General features: G+C 72.1%; 16 protein-coding genes. 6 read left to right on the top strand and 10 right to left on the bottom strand.

Translation table 11 applies throughout. The features are described from left to right. Positions 1–42: 42 nt before the first annotated feature. The 8 genes from ACZ67T_RS01065 to ACZ67T_RS01030 form a co-directional block, all read right to left on the bottom strand. The gene (locus ACZ67T_RS01065) at positions 43–6720 is read right to left on the bottom strand and encodes an eCIS core domain-containing protein (RefSeq protein WP_469980798.1); all 6678 of its coding nucleotides are present in this window, start codon (positions 6718–6720) and stop codon (positions 43–45) included. Then, positions 6717–7037 (bottom strand): hypothetical protein, encoded by a 321-nt coding sequence (locus tag ACZ67T_RS01060; RefSeq protein WP_469980796.1) that lies wholly within the window; start codon positions 7035–7037, stop codon positions 6717–6719. The genes ACZ67T_RS01065 and ACZ67T_RS01060 overlap by 4 nt, the downstream gene beginning before the upstream one ends. Continuing rightward, on the bottom strand, positions 7028–8989 hold the full coding sequence (locus tag ACZ67T_RS01055) for an ATP-binding protein (protein ID WP_469981346.1): 1962 nt from the start codon (positions 8987–8989) through the stop codon (positions 7028–7030). The genes ACZ67T_RS01060 and ACZ67T_RS01055 overlap by 10 nt, the downstream gene beginning before the upstream one ends. 33 nt (positions 8990–9022) lie before the next feature. Further along, positions 9023–9856, bottom strand: a complete 834-nt coding sequence (locus tag ACZ67T_RS01050) for a Pvc16 family protein (protein WP_469980794.1) — start codon at positions 9854–9856, stop codon at positions 9023–9025. Positions 9857–9916: 60 nt separating this feature from the next. Further along, positions 9917–10642: a hypothetical protein gene (locus ACZ67T_RS01045; RefSeq protein WP_469980792.1), complete on the bottom strand. Its 726-nt coding sequence runs from the start codon at positions 10640–10642 to the stop codon at positions 9917–9919. After that, the gene (locus ACZ67T_RS01040) at positions 10635–11363 is read right to left on the bottom strand and encodes a T4 family baseplate hub assembly chaperone (protein WP_469980790.1); all 729 of its coding nucleotides are present in this window, start codon (positions 11361–11363) and stop codon (positions 10635–10637) included. The genes ACZ67T_RS01045 and ACZ67T_RS01040 overlap by 8 nt, the downstream gene beginning before the upstream one ends. Before the next feature lie 80 nt (positions 11364–11443). Then, on the bottom strand, positions 11444–11968 hold the full coding sequence (locus ACZ67T_RS01035) for a phage tail protein (RefSeq protein ID WP_469980789.1): 525 nt from the start codon (positions 11966–11968) through the stop codon (positions 11444–11446). Between the two features lie 34 nt (positions 11969–12002). Continuing rightward, positions 12003–13868 (bottom strand): phage tail sheath subtilisin-like domain-containing protein, encoded by a 1866-nt coding sequence (locus ACZ67T_RS01030; protein WP_469980787.1) that lies wholly within the window; start codon positions 13866–13868, stop codon positions 12003–12005. A gap of 641 nt (positions 13869–14509) precedes the next feature. On the opposite strand from ACZ67T_RS01030, the gene ACZ67T_RS01025 reads away from it, so the two are divergent. From ACZ67T_RS01025 to ACZ67T_RS01000, 6 genes are all read left to right on the top strand, one after another. Next, on the top strand, positions 14510–14704 hold the full coding sequence (locus ACZ67T_RS01025) for a hypothetical protein (RefSeq protein WP_469981345.1): 195 nt from the start codon (positions 14510–14512) through the stop codon (positions 14702–14704). Between the two features lie 57 nt (positions 14705–14761). After that, entirely contained in the window at positions 14762–15544 is a 783-nt protein-coding gene (locus ACZ67T_RS01020; RefSeq protein WP_469980785.1) for a peptidyl-tRNA hydrolase, read from the top strand. A gap of 372 nt (positions 15545–15916) precedes the next feature. Beyond that, positions 15917–17242 carry an MbnB/TglH/ChrH family RiPP precursor modification enzyme gene (locus tag ACZ67T_RS01015; RefSeq protein ID WP_469980784.1) on the top strand — a complete coding sequence of 442 codons (1326 nt, stop codon included), beginning with the start codon at positions 15917–15919 and terminating at the stop codon, positions 17240–17242. 103 nt (positions 17243–17345) lie between these two features. After that, a complete protein-coding gene (locus ACZ67T_RS01010) occupies positions 17346–18089 on the top strand; it encodes a DUF4142 domain-containing protein (protein ID WP_469980783.1) in 744 nt (247 codons plus the stop codon). A 112-nt stretch (positions 18090–18201) separates the two neighbouring features. Continuing rightward, the gene (locus ACZ67T_RS01005; RefSeq protein ID WP_329569393.1) at positions 18202–18972 is read left to right on the top strand and encodes a TIGR04222 domain-containing membrane protein; all 771 of its coding nucleotides are present in this window, start codon (positions 18202–18204) and stop codon (positions 18970–18972) included. Positions 18973–19122: 150 nt separating this feature from the next. Continuing rightward, positions 19123–20715: an alpha/beta hydrolase gene (locus ACZ67T_RS01000; protein ID WP_469980781.1), complete on the top strand. Its 1593-nt coding sequence runs from the start codon at positions 19123–19125 to the stop codon at positions 20713–20715. Between the two features lie 75 nt (positions 20716–20790). Here the strand turns inward: ACZ67T_RS01000 and hemQ are convergent, their stop codons facing one another. Further along, positions 20791–21510, bottom strand: coding sequence for a hydrogen peroxide-dependent heme synthase (gene hemQ / locus ACZ67T_RS00995; RefSeq protein WP_469980780.1), 720 nt, complete (start codon positions 21508–21510; stop codon positions 20791–20793). A gap of 4 nt (positions 21511–21514) precedes the next feature. Then, a complete protein-coding gene (hemG, locus tag ACZ67T_RS00990) occupies positions 21515–22981 on the bottom strand; it encodes a protoporphyrinogen oxidase (RefSeq protein ID WP_469980778.1) in 1467 nt (488 codons plus the stop codon). Positions 22982–23045 lie beyond the last annotated feature (64 nt).

The following is a 23045-nucleotide window of genomic DNA, read 5'->3' as shown; positions in this document are numbered from 1 at the left end:
TTCCCTTCAGGGCTGTTCTCTCTGAAATGTCACACGTTGACGTCACACGTTGTAAATTCTCTTGATCTCGTTTTCGATCCTATCGAAGAGAGCTTTCTTGGGGTCACCCTCGTTGGAGAAGTCAAGCTCCAGCGAGGCAGCCCAGCCCTGCAGGAATCTCACTTCTTTTCGCGCCATGACCGTGGCGTCCTGCGTAGTGTTGACCGATCCCTGGTGCGCCGCTTGGGTCCACGCGTCCTGGGCGTACGCGTTGTTCCACCCACGTATCTGATTGCGCGCGGCTTCCCGCTCGTGATCCGGGAGGTCCTTGTCGTTGGACCTGTCCCGTGCCTCCTTCCGCATCTGGTCGGTTACTCCCTGGGAAGTGAGGTGCTTCTCGTAGTCCATGCCCGTGAGCTTCTGCAGCTCGGTGGGCGTCAGTCCCTCGTCCCTGCCCATGCCCGCCAAGCGCCGGGCGACCGCCTGGCCGCTCATGCCCTGCGACATCGCTTCCTCGAAGGCGTAACGGAAATTGAGTTGGCGGCCGCGGCTCTGCGCGCCCTTGGGCGCCATGGGGAGCTTCATCATGATCCGCTGCAGACTCGCCATTCCGCGCCGCCGCTGGTTCCTGGTGATCTCCTGCGGATCGCGGCTGCCGAGGCTGTAGGCGAGAGCCCGGTACACGAGGTCGCTCTGTGACCTGTTCTCCTCCACGGCGCCCAGAGTGTGGAGGAAGAGACGCTGGGTCTGCGGAACTCCCGTCCCGCCACCTCCCCTGCCCGACACGTCCCCGAGCATGGCCTGCGCGAGTTTTCGCTGCTGATCCTCGGACAGCCGCGCGAACATGTCGATGTAGTCCTTGTTGAGCTTGTCCTTCTCCGCCGCGCCGATCTGCTTGGCGATCTGGTTCCTCGGGGAGTCCGGTCCCTGGTTGCCCTGCTGGATACCGGCTGCCCCACCGTCGGAGGTGTTCACCCTCCGGTAGCCACCGGCCTGCATGGGACCGGCGGCGCGCATGCCCGCGGCCAGGACGGGAGACTGGCCGAACTCGCCGAGGTCGGCCTGCTTCCCGTCCTCGTCGAAGAGCCGGTTGGCCCCAGGGGAGTTCGCCTTCGCGTTCTGCACGGAACTCGCGACCTGCCGGATGTGCTGGAGCAGCTCGTCCCGGTCGAGCTTGACGCCGGCCACGACGGCCTGGCCGGGGTTGAGGACGGCCTCGATGTCGAAGTGCTCACCACCCCGGATGGCGAGGCTGGTCAGCCGGTTCCAGACGCGGAGGCCGGCGAGGGTGGCGTTGAGGAGCGTGTGCCGTACACCCTTGCCGAGGAGCCGGCGCAGCTGGGGGCGCATACGCGCGACGATCTTCTGTAGCCGCGCCTCTTTGGATTCCTTGGACTTCTCGTCCTTCTTCCGCTGGTCCTGTTTCCTCCTCTTCTGCTCCTGCTGCTGCCTCTTGTGGTCCCGCAGCCGCTCCTTCTTCCGCTTGAAGAAGTTCCGCAGCTTCGTCGCACCGTTCTTGAGGGCCTTACCGAGCTTCGACTTCTTCAACTTGCGGCCGAGGGTCCTGGCCGCGTTGCCGACCTTCTTGAGGGCTGACTTGACCGTGCCCTTGGCCTTCGACAGGGCCTTGCCGACAGGCGATTTGGGCTTCTTGGACTTGGTCGGCTTGGGGCCCTCGATCTCCTTCTTCTTCTTTGGAGACGGCGTCCTGGACTTGCTGTCGGGAGTCCTGTCCTGGCTGGGTTTCGCGGATTCCGGCTTCGTGTCCTTTGGCTTGGTGTCCTTCGGCGCTGTGTCCTTCGGCTTACTCTCGGCCGCGTCCGGCTTCTTCGCCGACGACTTCGGCGTGGCCGTTTCCTTCTCCTTCACCGGCGACTTCGGCTCCGGTGACGGCTTACCCTTCGGCCTCGGCTCGGCGCCATCCCTGGACAGCGCCTGCCTGGCCTTCCGCATCGCCCCCCGCGCCGAATTGACCGCAGCCCCGGCCGCTTTCTTCGCCCCGCCCCCGACCTTCTTCAGGCCGTCCATGATCTTCTGGGCCATGCCCTTGAGGCGCTTGCCGACGCCCTTCGTCGCCGAAGCCAGCTTCTGGAGGAGGAAGTTGGTGATGAAGTCCAGGAGGGCGACCACGCCCGCGGCGACCGCTTCCGCGAACAGGCACGCCGCCGGGCCCGCCTTCACCGCCTTCAGGTAGGCCCAGAACTTGCCGAACGCCGACAGGATCGAGCTGACCGTCGACCACGCCGCCATCAGGCCCTGGATGATCGTGAGGATCGCGCCCGCCGCCGGGACGATCATCGAGACGACCTTCTCGATGACCAGCGTCGCGATCATCATCGGGAGGGAGGCGATGATCGCGTCCCAGGCCATCTTGCCGATCTGCTTGATCGACACGCAGCCCTTCACCAGGACGTCGATGACCGCCTTGCCGAGGCCGAGGATGCCCTCGACCTTCGTGTCGAACCATCCCTTGACCGCCACCTTGATGGCACCCCAGAGGTGGTCGGTGATCCCGGTCTTGGCCGAGCTGCCCGCCTTGGAGATCCAGCCGCCCGGGTCGGGCGCGATGTCGGCGACCAGCGCCGCGAACTTGCCCAGCGCCTCGATCGCCGCCTGCGCGAACTTGATCGCGCCCACGATGACGGCCTGGTAGGCCTTGATGACCGCCTTGACGCCCGCCTCAAGGACGTCGAGGAGCTTGTTCAGGCCGGCCGCCAACGCGTCCAGCAGCGTGTTGACCGCCTTCTTCAGGCTGTCCGCCAGCTGGTTGACCTTCGCGATCGCCGCGTCCCGCAGGCCCTCGATCGCCTTGCGGAAGCGGTCCCGTAGCTCCGGGAAGGCCGCGAGGAGTACGTCCCCGATCGCGATCAGCGCGTCGGCGAGCGCGTTGATCGCGTTGACCGCCAGATCACGTACGAAGTCGATGGCCTGGTTGGCCCACGTCTTGAACGTGTCGATGATCCCGTTGACGGCCTTGCGGGCGGCGTCGAAGACCGCGGTGACCGCCGCGAGCAGGCCCTTGAAGAAGTCGGCGACCTTGTCGGCGATCCAGCCGAACAGGCCTCCGGAGGGCTTCTTCTCCTCCTTCTTCTTCTTGGCCTCCTTCTCGGCGTTCTCGCGCTCGGTGTCGATCGAGGAGTTGTCCTTGTCCTTGCGCTCGCTGACCTCCTTGTCCTTGTCGTCGCGCGCCTTGACGATCTCCTTGTTCTTCTTGCCGTGTTCGTCGTCGGACTTCTTGTCCGCGTCCTCGACCTTCTTGTCCTGCTCGCCGCGCCAGTCCTCGCGCTGCTTCTGCGTCTCGCGCGCGACCCGGCCCCTTTCGGCCGTCTGCTGCGTCGTGTTCCGCTCGACCTCGCTGTCGATCTCGGTCTGCTTGTCCTGCTTGGCCCGCTGCTCGCTCTGCTGGTGTTCCTTGTCCTTGGCATCGAGGTCGCCCTGCGCCTTGCCGGCGCCACCGGTGATCTCGGTGCCCTTCTCCTGCTTGGCGACCGCGCCGACGCCGGCCTTCGGCGCGGGAGTGGCCTCCAGCGCGCCCGCCTTGCCGCCGCCCGCGCCGCCGGAGGCCTTGCCCCGGAGCTCTTCCCGGGGAGCGTTCGGGAAGATCTGGTCCTCGCCGAGCGGCTTGGCCGCGTCGTCGCGGCCCGTCGTCTGCAGGTCGGACTGCTTGTCCTTGAGCGCCTTGGCCTGGTCGTCGGTGCGGGTGGGGTCGCTGGCGCCTTCGAGACGGATCTTGGGCGCCGGGCCCACCGTCTTGTTCTCCAGCTCCGGGTCGGTCGTCGGGACCGCGTCGGCCGCCGCCTCGACGTTCTTCGCCTCGGCCTCGCTGAGTCCCTTGTCGGGCACGGCGGGGGCCGGCGGCGGCGCCACGTCGGCGGTGGCCTCCTTGCCCTGGGCCTTGTCGCCGCCCTTGGCCTTCTGCTTGTCGGCCTGGTCCTCCGGGCCGATCCGCTCCACCTTGCCGGTGACCTGAGCGGCCTCGGGCGCGGCCTCGGGCGGCGCCGAACGCGTCTGCGGCGCCCCCGAAGGCCGCTCCCGCGACGGCGGGGCCGCGTCGAGCCGCTGCTGCTCCTCACCGATCTTCTTGTCCGCGGCCCTGTCGACCCCGGGCATCGCGGCGGCCGCCTGGTCGGGCGCCAGCTTGCTCACGGTCTGTACGGCGGCCTTGGGGTCCTGCCCCGAGACGTCCGGCGGGTCCTGCTGCTTCTCCTCGGGCGCGGCCTCGCCGCCGCCCCCTCCGCAACTCCCCTGCCCCTCTTCCTTCTCGGGCGCGGGCGCGGGCGGCGCGCAGCCACCGCCGTCCTTCTCCAGCGAGGCCTCGGGCCGGGGCGCGTCCGTCGTGGCGGTCTGGCCGGGCCCGTCGGTCTGCTCGGCGGCCGGGCTCACCGCAGCCTGCGCGACGGACGGCGCGGCACCGGGTCCGGCAGCGGTCGTCGGCCCGGTCTTCTCGGCGGCACCCACGGGTCCGCGCGGCGCGGCGCCGGGACCGCTCTCCTTGGGCACCTGGCTCTTGGCCTGCGGCGCCTCGCGCTCGGACCGGGGCGGTTCGGCACCGCGCCGGGCGGCGGGCGAGGGATCGCGGTCCTCGACGGGGGTCTTGGGGGTCTGCGCACCGGCGGGCTTGGTCACGGCCGCGGCCACTGGGCTCGCCACCGACGGTATCGCCCCCGCGGCAGCGGCGCCCGTACGGGACTGAGCAACCGTACGATCCCGCTGCTCGCTCTTCTCCGCCTCCGCGTCCTCGGCGTCCGGCTTCTCGTCGTCGTCCGCCCCGTCACCGTCGGCGGAATCCGGCTCCTTGTTCTGCTCCTTCTCCTGCTGCTGCTCCGGATCGGGCTTCTCGGCCTCGGTCTCGGGCTGTTCCTTGTCCTGGGTCGCCGGGTCCTGGCCGACCTCCTGGTCGAGCGGCTTGTCGGTCTCCTGGAGGTCCTTGGTGCCACGGTCCTGGGCCTGTGCGGCGGGCCCGTTCTCGGGCTGCGGGGCCTCGCCCTCGACGGGCCCCTCGTCCTGCCCGGGGGCCTTCTGCTCGGTCCCGGCGCCGTCCTCGTCCTGCTCCCCGTCCCGCTTCTCCCGCTCCTGCTCGGTCTTCTCGGCCTTCGTCGGCGGAGGGGTGGGGAAGGAAGGCAGCGACGGTTCGGCGGCACCCGGCTCCAGCTTGTCCGCGGTCGGTACGGCGGACAGGTCGAGGTCGGCGTCCGGCAGGTAGTCCTCGGGCTTGAGCGCAGGTTCGTCCTGCTCGCCCGCTGCCCGGCCGCCCTCGTCCTCGCCGCCCGCGACCTCCTGGTCGGCGCCCGCTTCGAGGCCGAGCGGCCGCTCCTCCTCGCGCGGTTCGGCCTCCGCGCCGCCGTCCTCGTCCTTCTCGTTCAGGCCGTGCTCGGAGAGGGCGGAGTCCGGCTGCTCGCCGCGCTCGTCCACCTTCTCCGGGCGTACGGGGCCGGGCTGGGCCCTCTGCTTCGGGTCCGGCTCCTCGCGCTTGGAACCGGCGCCCGGCTGCGTCTGGTCGTCGCGCTGCTTGCGCTTGTCGGCGCCCGGCGCGCTCGCCTGCTGCGGGTCCGCCTCCTCGCGCTCGCGCTGCTCCTTGCGCTCCTCCTTGGCCTGTTCGGTGCCCTGCAGCCGGCCCTGGGTGCGTTCGTCGGCTTCCTGGTCGGTGCGCTCGCGGTCGCCGGCCGCCTGCTCCTCGCCCTGCTGCTCCTCCTCCTTGGCCTGCTGCCGGGAGGCGTTGCGCTCGTCCTCCTGCTCGGCGCGCCGAGCGGAGTCCTGCTCCTCGGTGGCGGCGTCCGCGGTGGCCCGGCTGCGGTCGCTGCTGCTCTTCTGGTCGCGGGCCTTGGCGTCCTGCTGTTCCTCGCGGGTGTCGGAGGCACGCCGGTCGGCGGACCGGTGGTCGGACTGCTGCTTCTTCTGCCACTGGGTGCGCTCTGCGCCGAGCTCTTCGAAGAGGTCGACCTCGGGCAACGGCGTCTCGGCGGGCTGGAGTTCGACCGGGCCGGGGCGAGCCTGGTCGGCGATCTCCAGGAGCCGGTCGTACTCGGGCGTCAGCAGCCGGTTCTCCAGCCGGTCGACGACCGCATCCTCCAACTCCTCCGACATCCGGGCGAGTTGGAGCCGTACCCGGCCGGAGGCGTCGGTCGGGTCGCCGCGCAGGCTGCGCAGCACGTTGCCCGCGAGCCGGTCCACGAGGGTCGCCGGGTCGACGGCCTCGGCGCGCATCCGGTCGGCGTCGACGGTGGCATAGCGCAGCCAGCCGGGGGTGGCCTGGCCCTCCTCGACCTGCGGGGCGGACTCCTCCCGAACGGTCGCCTGAGCAGCCGCTTCCGCCTCCCGCTCGATGGCCTGCTGCGGCAGGCTCACGGCGCCGAGCTCGCGGCCGGCCCGCAGCGCTCCGAGGCCGTGCGGGTTCTGGACCGTGTGCTGCAGTTCGTGGGTGAGCAGCCGGCGGCCCTCGTCGGTGCCGGGCCGGAAGGCGCCCTCGCGGAAGAAGACGTCCTGGCCGACGGCGACGGCGTCCGCGCCCAGCAGCTCGGTCAGCTGCCCGGCGTCCCGGCCGGTGTGCAGCCGTACCCGCCCGAGGTCGTGGCCGAGCTGCTCCTCCAACTCCCGTCTGAGGCCGGGGTCGAGGGGCTGTCCGGCACCGCTGACGATGTTCTTCGGTTCGGGCGTGCGGGACGTGGCGGCCTTCTCCTTGCGCTTGCGGCGCCGCTGTTCGGCGGCCTGCTCCGCGCGGGAGTCCTGGGTCTGGGCGCTCACCGGTCCGCCTCCCCGTGTCCGCTCAGTCCCTCGTGCACGGCACGCGCCAGCTCCTGCCCGAGCCGCCGCGCGGACAGCCCGGCGGGCAGGGGCGGCAGCCCGGACAGCGCGTCGATGGTGCGGGGGCCGTCCGCCGCCAGGGGCACGCCGTGCAGCCGGACCAGCCGGGTCAGCTCACTCTCGAACGCGGCCGACACGCGCTCCGGGTCGACCCGGAAGCCGTCGAGCACCAGCTCCCCGATCTCCACGCGGATCGCCGAGGGTTCCCTGTCCCGCGAGAGGTCTCGTGAGAGGCCCCGCGATCGACTCACACCCATCCGCGCACCTCCGTGGGCGTCAGCGAGCGCTCCAGCTTCAGGTACTCGGTGCGGGCGGCGGCGAGCATGTGCCGCATCTGCAGCCGATCGCCCTCCTCGGCGGCCAAGAAGGCCCCGGACAGGGCGATGTTGCGGATCGATCCGCCGGCGACGGTGAGCTGGGCGAGCAGCGACGCGTCGATGTCCTTCACCGGGGCCTGCGGCGGCAGCACGCGCCGCCAGATCTCGGCGCGCTCGTGCTCGGCCGGGAAGGGGAAGTCGACGACGAAGCGGATGCGCCGCAGGAAGGCCGTGTCGAGGGCGTTCTTCATGTTGGTGGTGAGGACGGCCAGGCCCCGGTAGGCCTCCATCCGCATCAGCAGATAGCTCACCTCGAGGTTGGCGTACCGATCGTGGCTGTCCTTGACCTCGCTGCGCTTGCCGAACAGCGCGTCGGCCTCGTCGAACAGGAGCAGCGCGCCGCCGCGCTCGGCGGCGTCGAAGACCCGGCGGAGGTTCTTCTCGGTCTCGCCGATGTACTTGCTGACCACCTGCGAGAGGTCGATGACGAACAGGTCGAGGCCGAGTTCCTTCGCCATGACCTCGGCGGCCAGCGTCTTGCCGGTGCCGGAGCCGCCCGCGAACATCGCGGTCACGCCGAGGCCGCGGCGCAGGGTCGCCGCAAACCCCCACTCCTGGTGGACGGTTGCCCGCTGCCGCACATGCGCGACGATCTCGCGCAGCACGCTCGTCTGCCGCTCGTGCAGCACCAGGTCGTCCCAGCCGGCCTGCGGCGCGATCCGCCGCCCCAGCTCGTCCATGCCGATCCGCGCCTCGTCGAGTCCGGCCCGCCAGGCGAGTTCTGCGGCGTCCAGCTCGTCCTCGTGCGGCAGCCGGCGGTGTACGGCGGTGGCCGCGGACCGCACGACATGCGGCGGAAGCTGGAACTGGGCGACCAGGGAACGGAGTTCGCCCTCGTTCAGGTCCACTCCCTCGAACGCGCCCGTCCACAGTTCGAGTTGTTCCTCGTCGTCCAGCCGCGGCACGGCCACCCGGGCCCCGTACGACCGCTCCGTGCGCAGCGGATCCTCGCTCGACACCACCACCGGTACGGCGGACCCGGCCAGGAACGATTCGGTCGCCGCCCGTTGGTCGCGGTCCAGTTCGCCCACCTCGACGAGCAGCGCCGAGGGCAGCAGAACCGCCTCACGCTGCCACAGCCGGGCGAGCCGGTCGCGCTCGACCGGGTCGGACGGCACGTCCTCGGCGCTCATCGAGTAGAGCCCGAGTCCCGAGCGTGCTGCCGCCGCGGCGGCGAGGTCGGCCCGGCTGCGCAGGTCCCCGCCGGTCACCTCGACGAGGGGCGCCTCGGAGTCCGCCGCCGTCGCCCAGCCCTCGGCGAGCCGGCTCGCGGCCAGGTCGTACGACGGCGTCAGCTCCCGGGGCGCCGGCGTGCGGCGCAACTGGCCGTGCAGCCGTGCGTCCAGATAGGGCGAGCCCAGCAGGAAGTGCAGGATGCGCTCGTCGAGGCGCAGCCGGGAGGTCGTCAGCCGCGACGCGTCGTCCAGCTCGACGATCCGCCAGCGCCTGAGCGGCGCCACGGGCGTCAGGGCACTCCAGTGCGGCTCGGCCAGCGCGGCCAGCGCGAGCGAGAAGGTGGGGTACGCCCGCTCGGGGTCACCGCAGGCGGCGGCACATCGGGCGGCGGCCGTGGGCTCCAACTCGTGCGCGGCGGCGAGGAGTACGAGGTCGCGCTCGAAGGGCGTGATGCCGAAGCAGGAGACGAGGGCGTCGAGCGGGGCGCTGCCGGGGCCGCCGGGCGCGGTGGCGAGTTCGGCCCCAGGGGCACCGCCGCTCTCCTGCGTGACACGCGCCGCATGCGCGTCGACGCGGGCCAGGACACGCCGGATCTCCGCGGTCAGCGTCGCACTGCCCGGGTCGGTGTCCGCCGCGCTCTGTTCGTACGTCCCCATGTCCTCACCTGCCCCCGTCGTCTCCATGCCGTGTCACTCCTGCGTGGGTTTGGCGGCCCGGGGCGCTGTCTTGCGCGTGCGTGCCGGGGCCTTGGCGGGGGATTTCGCGACGGCCTTCGCCGGGGTTCTGGCCGTCTTCTTGGCGCTCGGGGCCGGAGGTTCGACGGCGGCCCTCTTCTGCGCAACATCTTCTGGAGCAGGTGTATTTGATGACACGTCAGGGGTCGGCTGCGCCCCCGGAGGGACCGGCGCGCCCGGCGCCCCGAACGGCAGCACCCGTACCTCCGGCCGCTCCACCGGCTTGCCCGCCACCGGGGTCTCCCGGCCGTCGATGAGGACGAGGGCCGCCTGGTAGACCACCGACAGGGTGTAGGGCGTCTGGTAGAGCATCCCCCACAGCTTCGACGTCTCGTCGACGTCCATCACCGTCGGAGTGAACCGCACGCGCTGTGCCGACTCGGCGAGGTTGCTGCCCGCCAAGTACGGCCGCTCACCGGCGAGTTCGATGATGTCCTTCGGCAGGACCGGTATCTCGTGCAGCGCGCGCACCACGGAACCGATCAGCCGCTGACCGACCAGTTCCGTCTCGTCGCCGTACGCGGTGATCAGGTAGTGCAGGTCGAGTGCCGCGACGGGCTGCTTGACCAGTGTGCCGTCGGCCGCACGCGTCGGCAGGTCGTTGTTGCGCTGCGAGGTGTCGGGCGTGACCTGGTAGAGGAACACGGAGATGGTGGGCTCGGCCGGCGGGTCGGCCGGCGGCTTGCGCGGCTCGACCTTGACGGCCATGTCGATCTCGGGCCCCAGGTTGGACTCGATCAGCAGGGCGAGGGCCTGGGTGACATGGGCGAGGGCAAGTGCGTTGCTCATGGCGTCAGTTCCTCGGTTCCTCTCGGCCTGCCGGTCGTCGTACTGGTCCGTGTTCGCGGTTCACTCGCGCCCCCGCGCCAGGTATTCCGTGAGGCTCAAGGTCGCCCCGGTCCTCCCCGCGGCGGGCGTCCGCGGCCGTCCGCCGCCGGGCGCCTCGCCCGCCGTCACTTCGAGCCGCCCGATCTGCACCTGCACCACCTGCTCGACGGCCCGTGCCGGTCGCCGGGCCGCGGCCTGCCGTACGGCGTCGCGCGTTGCCGCCGTATCGGCGGCGCTGGGGGGCAGCGCCGCCGATACGGCGTGGGGAGCGGCGTCCCTGCCCGGGGGGACGGGCACGGACACCACGGGCTGTGCGGCTCCCGGCTCCGCGCGCTCCCGGCCCGCCGCACGCCGCCCGGTCTCGGGCACGGTCCGCGGCGGCGCGACAGGCGCGGCGGGCCGCAGCAGCGGCGCCTCGGCCCTGACCACCGGCGCCGGACGCGGCACCTGCTGTTCCGCCACCCGTTCGCTGCGGACGACGGTCCGCTCCCGTTCCGTGTGCGTCCGTGCCGCCGCGGCCGTCGGCGACGGCGCATCCGGCGGAGGACCTGCCGACGGCGTGGCCGCGGGCCACAGCAGCGCGTCCTCGTCCGGTGCCGGTGCGGCGGCCCGTACCGCCTCGACCCGCTCGAACGGGCCGGGCAGCCGGGGCCGTACCCGCGCCACGGCCGGCCGCGGGGCGGTGTGCCGCGCGAGCAGCCGGTCGAGGAAGTCCGGCGAGCCCTCAGGGGTCTCGGAGTCAGACATCCGCACACAGCTCCAGGTAGTAGCGGCGCCGCGTCGGGCTGAGCGCCAGGATCTCCGGCTCGCTCCAGCCGTAGGCGGTGGCGAGCAGATGGACGTCGAGCAGCACGTCCCGTGCCCAGGAGTCCAGTTCGGTCCACAGGTAGGAGGCGATGTCGAGCTCGGCCCGGGTGGCCTGCCCGCACTCGGGGCAGGCCACGTTGAGCGCCAGGTCGGCCCCGGGGTCGGCCGCCTCGACGGCCTCGACGATCCGGCGCTGTACCGGCGCGGGCAGCTCCCCGGCCGTCACCGCCGTCCCGTCGTGCACCGCCGAGACCAGGCATTGCGCGAACAGTGCCGCACGCGGATCCGCCGCCCGGGCCGCCGCCGTCAGGTCGGCGACACCGGGCAGCCTGAACTCGACGTCCCAGCCGTCCTCTTGGACCCGTACGGCCGACTCGCCGCGCCCGCCCAGCGACCCGGAGAGCTCCCCGGCGTCCAGGTCGAACTCCATGTCCTGTCCGCACGCCACACACGCCAGGCGAACCTGCATCCGCTCGCCGAACAGCGCCCGGCGCAACGCGAACAGGTCCGCCTCGCGCTCGCCCACCGGCAGTGCCGGCAGCCGTTCCGCCCCGACGTCCGGTCGTGCCGTGCGGTGCAGCAGCAGCGCACGCCCGACCGGGGCCTCGCCGAGGCCCGCCTCCCAGGCAGCCAGCAGTTCAGCCGCCCCGGTGATCACCATGTCCCCCCCCGATTTCCGCGACCGGCCACGACGGAGCCGCTGACGAACGGCGGCCCGTCGCGGCACTTCCAGCGGAGCACTCAGGCCGGGTTGAGGTACGAGGGCTCCTCCGGCTCGGGCACCTCGTAGTCCCGCTCCCAGCCCTCGCACTCGAGCTTCAGCGACTGGATGGCCACCGCGTTGGCGTTGGCGTCCAGTTCACCGAGGACCTGGTACTCGCTGGGCCAGGTCCGGTACAGCTTGTGCGAGACGGCGACCTGGCCGGCCTCGTTGAGGACCTGGATGACGAGGTCCTTGCGGAAGTCGGCGAGGGACACCTCCGAGCCGAGGCCCGCGCCGACCTGCCAGACCTTGTTGGCCCAGCGGTCGAACTCCGGGTCGTGGGTCACCCCGCGTTCGAGGGTGACGCCCTCGAACTCCGAGCGCCCCGGCGACTTGCGCGGGGAGGAGGGGTCACCGCCGTGGCGGTGCTTGACGACCTCCGTGGTCCGCTTCAGCGGACTGATCTTGCTGATGCCGGCGACCGTACGTCCGTCCCACAGGACCAGGAACTTGAAGTTCTTGTACGGGTCGAAGCGATGGGCGTTGACCGTGAACTCAGCCATCGATTTCCTTCAGCTCTCCCTGGATCCCGGGCCGCTAGAGAGCGAACTGCCCGGACGTCTGCTGGATCTTGACGACCACGAACTCGGCCGGACGGACCGGCGCGATCCCGACGAGCACGTTGACGATCCCGTTCGCCACGTCCTCGTCCGTCGTGGTCTCGCTGTCGCACTTGACGAAGTACGCCTCCCGCGGAGTGCTGCCCTTGAAGGCGCCCTGGCGGAAGAGCGTGTGCAGATACGAGGAGGCGGACAGCCGGATCTGCTGCCACAGGCTCTCGTCGTTGGGCTCGAACACGACCCACTGCAAACCGCGCTGGAGGCTCTCCTCCACATGCAGCGCCAGCCGCCGCACGGGCACGTACTTCCACGCGCTGTCGAGGGCGTCGGAGCCCTCCAGCGTGCGCGCGCCCCACACCAGCGGACCGGCCATCGGGAAGGTGCGCAGGCAGTTCACACCGAGCGGATTGAGCAGCCCCGTCTCGCGGTCCGTCAGATCGACGGTCAGCGAGCGCACTCCGACGAGCTGCGCCTCCGTGCCGGCCGGCGCCTTCCAGACACCGCGCTCGGAGTCGGTGCGCGCGATGACGCCGGCGACCGCGCCGGACGGCGGGAAGGAGCGCAGCCGCCCGGTGAGCGGGTCGGTGAGCTGCAGGTGCGGGAAGTACAGGCCCGCGTGGTTGCCGCGCACGGCGTCGAAGGCGGACAGGCCCGCCCGCGCGGAGTCCACGCTCACCCAGGTGCTGGGCGCGTCGACCAGCAGGAAGATCCGCCGCTCCTCGCACAGCCGCTGAGCGGCGGACACGACGGTGAGCGCATCCTCGGTCTTCTCGTACGACGCGAGCTCCGGCAGCGACAGCAGGTTGACGTCGGCCACCCCGCGCAGCGCCTGGATGCCGGTCTTGTCGGCCTCGGAGCCGATGAGGTCGCGCGGGCCGGGGGCCTCGCCGTCCTCGCCGCCCTCCAGCGGGAACACGGGCGGGTTGACCGAGGCCTCCAGGCCGAGGTCGTTGGCGCACTCGCCCAGGAAGCGGACGACGTCCTCGGGGTCGGTGGAGCCCGCGACGACCTGGATGCGCCGGCCGAACGCCGTGACCTCGACACCCGCGAAGGCGTGCCGGCCCGGCGCGTCGGGCAGAGCCCGCAGCTTGCGCTCCAGAAGCAGTGCCAGCCCGGCCACGGAGGACGGGGCTTCGCCGTCGCAGTCGGCGTCGTAGAGCGTGAACTCACGCTCCACGTCACCGATCTTCACCGTCACGTCGACGGCCAGGTCGGGCAGTTCGTGGCCGAACTGCTTGGAGACGGTGCCGGACGGGTCGGGGCGGCCCTCGCCCACGGCGTCGACGCGGATGAGGCGCGACCCGGCGTTGATCACGGTGGGCGCGTAGGTTCCGCTGCCGGCGTCCGTCGACAGGCCGGTGAAGCTCTCGCGGGCGTCGCCCTTGGCGTCGTAGACCCGCAGGTTGAAGGTCTCGTCGCAGTCCGGGGTGTCGTAGTCGACGGCGACCCGCAGACCGTTGCCCCAGACGCCGGGTTCCTTGGCGTGGACCTCGAGCACATGGCTCTCGCTGCGGCCCTCGGTGGACTCCAGGACGACGCAGGCGGCCTTGCCGCTGCCCGCCTTGGCGACCCTGACGATCACGGCGACGGAGCCGCCGTTGCCGAAGAACTGGTGCACCGCGTAGGCGAGCGGGCTCTGCGCGCTCAGCCCTCCGAATCGCCGCTCGAACTCGGCGAATCCGGTGACACGGACCGCCTCGTTGAGCGGGCCGCGCCGGGTGTGCCCCACGAACGCGGTCACCGAAGTGGTCACGGCGGAGATGGCGCGGGTGCTGCTGGGAAGCTCTTCGACGTAGACGCCCGGGTAAGTCGGCCTCGCGGCGCTCACGGCATTCGTCGGCATTCCCCCTCCTATCCCTTCTCGGGCACCGGATGAAAGGCACCAAGAGGCGGCAGAGGGGGAGGTATCGGCACGGCGGGCGTGCGGCGGTCTCCGGACACGCCATTTCGCGCCGGTCCGCACAACCCGTATCAGTTCCCCCGTCAATGCCCCGGACGGACGGCCGCCCGGGTCAAGCACGCACGCTTGTGACTCCTGATGCTCAAGTGCTCAACCCACCTTGGGTAGTGGGGAGTTGTGGGAGCAAGGCATGTTTACGCCAGTCCGAAAGGCGGTTCGATGAAGGGAGCCGTGTGCGACCCACACACGATGCGCACGTGTCGGAACGGATAGTTCACGAATTACACACAGCGCATGGTGCAGCAGAAGGGAACTCATGTCCTGACGTACCTCACAATTCCGGCGGCAGCGTGACCCCGCCCCGTCTCACAAGCCCCGCTGCCCTTGCGGTCTTACGGAGACGTACGAAAGGTGCTGTGGCCGATTCCGCCGGGGTGAGGCCGCGTCGCGACCGCCCGGCCCCGCGCGCGGGCGTCGTGCGGCACACGGCCGGGGTGGAGCAGATCACGGAGGCCGTGGAGGCGATGCGCGGCATCGCTCCGGGGCCGCCCGTCCGTCCCGGGGTCAGGACTACGCTGACGGTCATGGCTGACTACCGCGACGATCCCGGTCCGCGTACGGGCCCGGACGTATCCGCAACGGCCGGCGCGATCACGGAACCGCTCGCCGAGTGCGTGCTGTGCCGCAAGCCCACCGAGTACCCGGAGTCCCACAAGGGTGTGACGCTCTGCCCCGTGTGCGCATGGCAGGAGGCACAGCGCACCTCCTGCTCGGGGTGATCACAGCTGCCGCGAAGGGCCGCGGGGAACCGATCACCCGCCTGGCAGACTGGTCCGGTGAGCAGTGACGACCAGCAGACCCACCCGAACGACGCCGCCGACGCCTCTGCCGAGGTGCCGCAGGACAGCCCCTTCCGGTCCGAGCGGACCTCGCGTGACGAGGCGCCGCAGTTCGTGCTGCCCCTCGTGGCGCGGATCGAGAGGGCAGCCGCTCCCCCGGCCCGCACCGACGCGCTGGAGACGGCGGCCCGCGCGGTCCTCGTGATCCTCTCCGACCCGCGGGCGACCGGCGACGGCGAGTGGGCGCAGGTCATGCGCGACTGGCAGGACGCCCGGATCCGCAAGGTGGTGCGGCGGGCCCGCGGCGCGGAGTGGCGCAGGGCGGAGGCGCTCGAAGGGATCACGGTGACGGGGAGGTCGGCCGAGGTCCGGGTGTTTCCCCCGGTCCCGCTCGACGGCTGGCCCAAGGATCTGGCCCGGCTGCAGGTCTCCGGCACGGAACTCGACGACCCGGAGCCGCCGGCCGCGCCGGACCCCCGGGCGCCCGTCCTGTGGCTGAACCCCGAGCTCGACATGACCGCGGGCAAGACCATGGCCCAGGCCGGGCACGGCGCCCAGCTGGCCTGGTGGGAGCTGTCGGACACCGAGCGCAAGGAGTGGCGCGAGGCGGGCTTCCCGCTGTCGGTCCGGGTGGCCGACCGCGACCGGTGGGGACCGCTGACGCGGGCCGGACTGCCGGTGGTGAACGACGCGGGCTTCACGGAGATCGCCCCCGGAATGACGGTGGTCACCGAAGGGGGCAGTCGCTTCTGTCCCCTCCCGGGCGGGCAGCGGGCGTAGCCACCCACGGGCCCTGGAGTCGCTTTCGGGCGACACCGTGCCGACGCCGCCTTCTCGCCGAACCGCCGGTCATCCGCCTGTTCTCCGTATCGCGCAACGGCTGCCGTAGCCCGGCCATGGCCCTCGGTGACGCACACCACAGAGCTCCATAGGCGCTCGACGCCGTCGCCGGACTGACCCGTGGCCCCCATATCGCCCGCGCGGAGATGGAGTTCGTCCGGCGCGGCCGACCCCGCGGCCGGCTGCTCCTCGGGGCGTCGCGCGGAACCTCAAATGAAGCTCTGAACGTCCCCTCTCCTGGGTTCGGCGGCGTCCGCCGGGGTCATGACACCGGCATCGCACGGCGAACGGCCGGGGTGGAGGAGGGGAACCATGCAGCGGATCGAGCGTCTGGGTACGGGCATCGGCTGGCGTCCGGAGATAGCGGAGGCCGTGGAGGCGATGCCCGGCATCGACTGGGTCGAGGCCGTCGCGGAGAACGTGTGCCCCGGGCACATCGCGGACTCCCTGCTGCGGCTGCGCGAGCGCGGCGTCACCGTCGTGCCGCACGGCGTCTCGCTCGGCCTCGGCGGCGCGGAACGGCCCGACGAGGGCCGGCTCGCCGACCTCGCGGCCCGCGCCGAGGCCCTCGGTTCCCCGCTCGTCACCGAGCACATCGCGTTCGTACGGGCGGGCGGCGCGCTCACCGCGTCGCAGCCGCTGGAGGCCGGCCACCTGCTGCCGGTCCCGCGCACGAGGGACGCCCTCGACGTGCTCTGCGAGAACATCCGCATCGCCCAGGACGCACTGCCCGTGCCCCTGGCCGTGGAGAACATCGCGGCCCTGTTCTCCTGGCCCGGCGAGGAGATGACGGAGGGGCAGTTCCTGTACGAACTGGTGGAGCGCACCGGCGTCCACCTCCTGATCGACGTGGCGAACCTGCACACGAACCACGTCAACCGAGGCGAGGACCCCGCGAAGGCGCTCAGCGAGCTGCCGGTCGAGGCCATCGCGTACGTGCATGTGGCGGGCGGCTTCGAGCGCGACGGCGTGTGGCACGACAGCCACGCGCACCCCGTGCCGCGCCCCGTCCTCGACATCCTCGCCGACCTGGCGTCCAGGGTCGCGCCGCCCGGAGTCCTCCTGGAGCGCGACGAGAACTTCCCGGCTCCGCAGGAGCTGGAGCGTGAACTCGCCGAGATCAGGGGGACGTTGGCGACCGCGCCCGCCGATGGGCGCACCGTGCGCTTCCCTTCGGGCAAGGCCGCTCAGGACACCGGCCCCGCCCGTCAGCGGCTCGCGCTCGCGCAGGCCGCGCTCCTGTCCGCCCTCGTCGCGGGGACGCCCACTCCGGAGGGGTTCGACCGGGTGCGGCTCAAGGTCCAGAGCCGGGCGCTGTGCGCCAAGCGGGCGGACGTCGTGGCCAAGGTGGCCCCCGAACTGCCGGAGATCCTCGGCGCGGCCGCGTACCGCCCGGCGTTCCTGTCGTACGCGCGGTGCCGGCCCATGACGGGCGGCTACCGCCGTGACGCCCTCGGCTTCGCCGAGCACCTGCTCGACTCCGGCGGGCCCGGGGACGCGGGGGTGCGACGGCAGCTGGAGCGGTGGTGGCGGGAGCGGTCGGGGCCCACCCCGCCGGCCCCGCACCCGGGGGCCCGCCTGGTACGCGCGGCGCGGTCCGCCCTGCACCGGGGGCGTCCGGCTCTCCGGTCCGCCTGAGCGTCGCCACCGCGCTCCCGTACCGCAGTTGGCGTATTCGCGGGGTTACCCGGTCCCTCGCCCGTGCGGCCCACTAGCGTGCGGTGCCGCACCAGGAGGCACCATGCGCACCCGATTCGTCAACGGCACCGGACTCATCGTCGCCGGGCTCGTCACCACACTCGCCGCTCTCGTGTTCCCGGTCTGGTCGTACGCCGACCGCTCCGGCACAGGCGTGGACCTGCTCGACGAGGGGACCGTGTCGACCAGATTCGGCCCGCTGTCGGCGCTGGACCGCGAGTTCGTCACGAAGGTGCGGCTCGCCGGCCTGTGGGAGCTGCCCGCGGGCCAGCAGGCCGAGGCGAGAGGGACGAGCACGGCGGTGCGGACGGCGGGCGAGCACCTCGTCGAGGGGCACACCTTCCTGGACGCGCGCGTGCGCGAGGTCGCCGCGCGGCTCGGCCTCGAACTCCCCAACCAGCCCGACAGCCGGCAGCGGCACTGGCTCTCCGAGCTGAGCGCGGCGCACGGCGACGACTACGAGCGGAAGTTCGCCAACATCCTGCGCCGGGCCCACGGGAAGGTCTTCTCGCTGGTCGCCCAGGTCCGTGCGACGACTCGCAACTCGCTCGTACGGGACCTGGCGGACGACGCGAACAAGACCGTCCTCGACCACATCAAGATCCTGGAGTCCACGGGCCTGGTCGACTTCGACGCGCTCGCGCGGGACGCCGCCGGTACGAGTACGCCACCGCAGACCCGCTCCCCCGCCCCGCCGGGCCCGGTGACCTCCCCCGAGCCCCCTGCGCCGCTGTCCCCGTCCCCGTCCTTCCCGCTGCCCCCGGCCGCCTCCCGGCCCAAGCCCTGACACGACCCGACTCAACCGGGCACGCCAAACGGAACGTCACATACCGACAACGCTCTGTCCATATGGTGAACAAGCCGTGGCGCCACCCGAACGCGTGACATAGAAAAACGCCATGTTCTGGCTCCTGTTCCTGCTCATGGCCTGCGCCGCGGCCTTTCTGTCCTGCGCGCGCCTCTGCCTCGCCGCGGTGCACGCCGCGCACAGCGAGCCGGCCGGCGGCGGCGCGCACGAACTGACGCTGTACGAGGCCGCGTTCCTGTCGGGCGGCCCCTTCCGGGTCGCCGATCTGACCCTCGTCTCGATGGCGCGCAGCCGGCGACTGCTGCTCGCGCACACCGGCTGGGCCACCGTGGTCGACCCGGTCGGCGGCGACGACATCGAGCGCTCGGTGATCGGCGCCATCGGGCCGGACGGGCAGTCGCGGATAGGGGCGGTGCGCCGGGCGACGGCGGCCGCGGACGCGGTACGGGCGCTGGCCGACCGGCTCGTCGCGGCGGGCCTCGCCGTTCCTGACGGCGCGCGCGGCGGGGTCGCGGCCGCGGTCCGCCAGGTGCGGGCCGCCGCGCTCGCCGTCGTGGTCCTGGCCGCCGTGTCGCTGACGATGCCGGGCGGTGAGCCGGGCGACGGCGTGCTGATCGCCGCGTGGTTCGCGCTGCCCCTGATCCTCACGCTGTCCTGTCTGGCGATCGCCCGCTTCGAGGTCCACCCCTACACGCGCTGGGCCTCACCCACCGGGCAGCGCCTGATCGGCGCCCTGCCGAGGGGCGTACGCGAAGGGGTCGGGGAGGCCGCCCTGCTGACCGCGGTCGCCGTGCACGGCGTCCGTGCGGTGTCCGACCCCGCGCTGCGCTCGGCCTTCGGGACGGCTCAACGGGGTCATTGAGCCGACACCGGCAGGCCGGTGCTTTACTTCGTCAACTGCCGCACGAAGTATCCCCTTTGTTCACGTCTGCTCCCGGCAGGCGGGTGACAGCCCCGAGAGGCCGTGCGAAACGGCCGTACCAGGGCCGGACGAAAGGGACCCGGAAGAGCGATGAGAGCAGCCCCCTCCGTCTACGCGGCCGCCGGATCCCTGGTCCTGACCGCCCTCGTCGCCGCCCCGGGCCGCGCCGACACCCAGGGCCCTTCCGGCACCGCCGAACTGCGCGGCACCGCCGTCGCCGCCGCCCGCGCCGCGGCCACCGGCATCACCTTCGGTACCTGCCCCGCCGCCGAGAGCCTCCCGGACCACGTCAAGTGCGGCACCGTCTCCGTCCCCCTCGACTACGCCCACCCCGACGGCAGGCACATCAAGCTCACCGTCAGCCGCGTGAAGGCCACCGGCACGACGGCGCGGAAGGGCGGCAAGCCGGTCCGCAGGCAGGGCGCCTTCGTCTTCAACCCGGGCGGCCCGGGCGCGTCCGGCATGTACTTCCCGCTGGTCGGGCTGATGCCGGAGTGGAAGCGCATCGCCTCCGCGTACGACCTCGTCGGCTACGCGCCGCGCGGCGTCGGCCGCTCGGCCCCGCTGTCCTGCGCGGACCCGAAGCGGTTCGCGAAGGCCCCCACGCAGGCGCCGACGCACCCCTCCGCCTCGTACAAGCTGGAGCGGATCGCGCAGGCCAAGACGTACGCGCGGGGGTGCGCGAAGAACGCCGGGGGCGCGCTGCGGCACTACACGACGCTCAACAACGCCCGCGACCTGGACGTGCTGCGCGCCGGGCTCGGCGAGCGGAAGCTGAACTTCATGGGGTCGTCGTACGGCACGTACTTCGGGGCCGTGTACGCGACGCTCTTCCCCTCGCATGTGCGCCGCATGGTCTTCGACTCGGCCGTGAACCCCGACCCGAAGCAGATCTGGTACACCAACAACCTCGTGCAGTCGGTGGCCTTCGAGCGGCGCTGGGCGGACTTCCGGCGGTGGGTGGCCAAGCACGACAAGACGTACCACCTGGGCGCGACCGCCGCCGATGTGCAGCAGAGCTACGAGAAGGTCAGGGCACGGCTCTCGAGCAAGCCGGTGGGCGGCACCGTCGGCCCCGGCCAGCTCCAGGCCGCTTACCTCAAGGCCGGGTACTACGACGACTACTGGGCGATGCGGGCGTCCGCGCTGTCCGCGTATCTGAAGGGCAACCCGAAGCCGCTCGCCGAGCAGGCCGCGCCGCAGACCGCTGCGGCCGCCGAGAACGAGAACAGCTCCGCCGTCTACACGGCCGTCGAGTGCAACGACGCGGCGTGGCCCACCGACTTCCGCGTCTGGGACCGCGACAACACCGAGCTCGCGCGCCACGCCCCGTTCGAGACGTGGGACAACGCCTGGATGAACCTGCCCTGCGCGTACTGGCCCGCCCCGCGCCAGCGCCCCGTCGACGTACGGACCGCGCCCGGCGCGCTGCCTCCGACCCTGATCCTGGCCGCCGAGCGGGACGCGGCCACCCCGTACGAGGGCGCCCGTGAGCTGTGGCGCAGGCTTCCGGGGTCGGTCCTGGTCACGGAGCGCGGCGCGGGCACCCACGGCATCGCCGCCGGCTCGAACAAGTGCGTGAACAGCCACCTCGACGCGTATCTGATGGAGGGGCGCATCCCGGTGACCCGCGCCGCGTCCTGCGCCCCGCACCCCGAACCGGCGCCGCTCGCCGTGGACTGACGGCGGGCACGGAACGCGAAGGGGCCGACCGGTCGTCGAACCGGTCGGCCCCTTCGCGTACGGACCGGGTGCGAACTACGCGAGACCCTCGACCAGTTCGGCGACGCTCTTGCGGCGGCCCGTGTAGAACGGGACCTCCTCGCGGACGTGCATACGGGCTTCGGAGGCGCGCAGGTGACGCATCAGGTCGACGATGCGGTACAGCTCGTCCGCCTCGAAGGCCAGAAGCCACTCGTAGTCGCCCAGCGAGAACGAGGCGACCGTGTTGGCGCGGACGTCCGGGTAGCCGCGGGCCATCTTGCCGTGGTCCGCGAGCATGCGGCGGCGGTCCTCGTCGGGCAGCAGGTACCAGTCGTAGGAGCGCACGAACGGGTAGACGCTCACGTAGTTGCGGGGCGTCTCGTCGGCGAGGAAGGCCGGGATGTGCGAGCGGTTGAACTCGGCGGGGCGGTGCAGCGCCATGTTCGACCAGACCGGCTCGAGGGCGCGCCCCAGCTTCGTGCGGCGGAAGAGGTTGTACGCCTCCTGGAGCTGGTCCGCGGTCTCCGCGTGCCACCAGACCATGACGTCGGCGTCGGCGCGCAGGCCCGACACGTCGTACGTGCCGCGGATCGTCACGTCCTTCGCGGCGAGCTGGTCGAAGAGCTCCTGGACCTCGTCGGCGTAGCCGGTCCGGTCCTCGGGGAGCACGTCTCGGAGCTTGAAGACGGACCACAGGGTGTAGCGGATGACCTCATTGAGGTCCTTGGCCTTCTTGCCTGCGTTCGGGATCTTGGCGGGGGCGTCGTCACTCATGTGGCTATTCTCCCGCGCCTCCGTGCAGACTCTGCACCGGGTGCTGGGTGAGCTCCTCCACGCCGGTCAGGTCGCCGTCCAGCTGGTCGACGGCCGCGTAGGCGCTCGCGATGCAGGCCGGGATGCCTACGCCGTCGTAAGCCGCCCCGCACACGGCCAGCCCGGGAATCCTGGCCACATGCCCGCGGATGCGGGCCACGCGCGCGTGGTGGCCGACGGGGTACTGGGGCAGGCCCTCGTGCCAGCGCGTGACGCGCGTGGCGACGGGGGTGGCGCTCAGGCCGGTGGCCTCCCGCAGATCGTGGCGCGACACCTCGACAAGCCCGGCGTCGTCGCGCGCGAGGTCCTTCTCGTCCTGGTAGCGGCCCACGGACGTGCGCACGACGACCAGGCCGGGGTCCTCGGCCGCGATCCAGCCCCACTTGTTCGAGGCGAACGTGGACGCCTTGATCGTGTGGCCGTCGACCGGCGGCACGAGGAATCCGGAGCCCTCGGGCAGGTCCGCCTCGTCGCGCCGGAACGCGAGGGTGATCAGGGCCATCGAGGCGTACTCGACGGTGCGCAGCTCCGCGGCGGCGGCCGGCGACTCGGTGTCGAGGAGCCGGGCGGCCTGCTGCGCGGGCACGGCGAGGACGACGGCGTCGGCCTCGATGACGCGGTCGTCGACCCGGACCTCCCAGCCGTCGGGGGTGCGGCGCAGCTCGTGGACTGGGCTGTCGAGGAGGATCTCGCCACCCCGCGCGCGCACCGACTCGGCGACGGCGAGCGGGAGCTGTCCGATGCCGCCCTCGATGCCCATGAAGACGGGTCCGGTCTGCTGGTTCCGCGCCGCGCGCTCTTGGATCGCGCGGACGGCCCCGGTCAGGGAGCGGTGGCTGCGGGCCTCCTCGAAGAGCTGGGGCACGGCGCTGCGCATCGAGATGCGGTACGCGTCGCCCGCGTAGACGCCGCCGAGCAGCGGCTCCACGAGCCGGTCGACGACCTCGCGGCCGAGGCGCTCGGCGACGTACTCGCCGACGGCGACGTCGTCGCCGAACTCGGTGGCGGGCAGGTCGCGGTCCTGCTCGATGCGGGCCAGGCCCTCGTCGGACAGCACTCCGGAGAGTGCGGCGGCGGTGCCGGGGACGCCCATCACATGGCCCTTGGGCATCGGGCGCAGCGCGCCCCTGGTCCAGAGCGAGGCCGTGGCCGTACCCGGCGGCTGGAGCCGGTCCGCGAGCCCCACCTCGCGGGCCAGGTCCACGGCCTCGGGGCGCCGGGCGAGCATCGACTCGGCGCCGAGGTCGACCCGTACGCCCGCGATCTCACCGGCGCGCAGCTTGCCGCCGAGCCGGCCCGACGCCTCCAGGACGGTGACCTGCGCGCCCGCCGCGAGCAGTCGGTGAGCCGCGGCGAGCCCCGCGATGCCACCGCCGATGACGACCGCCCTCGGGGCCTGTCCCGTTCCCGTACCTGTGTCCGCTTCGCGCATGCCCCCACTGTCTCAGACCGGCGAGTCCCGACCGTGACCGCATCGGGACCGCCCGGCAACCACC

This window comes from Streptomyces sp. NPDC107517 (assembly GCF_055582645.1).
This window is presented reverse-complemented; position numbering and strand designations above follow the sequence as displayed.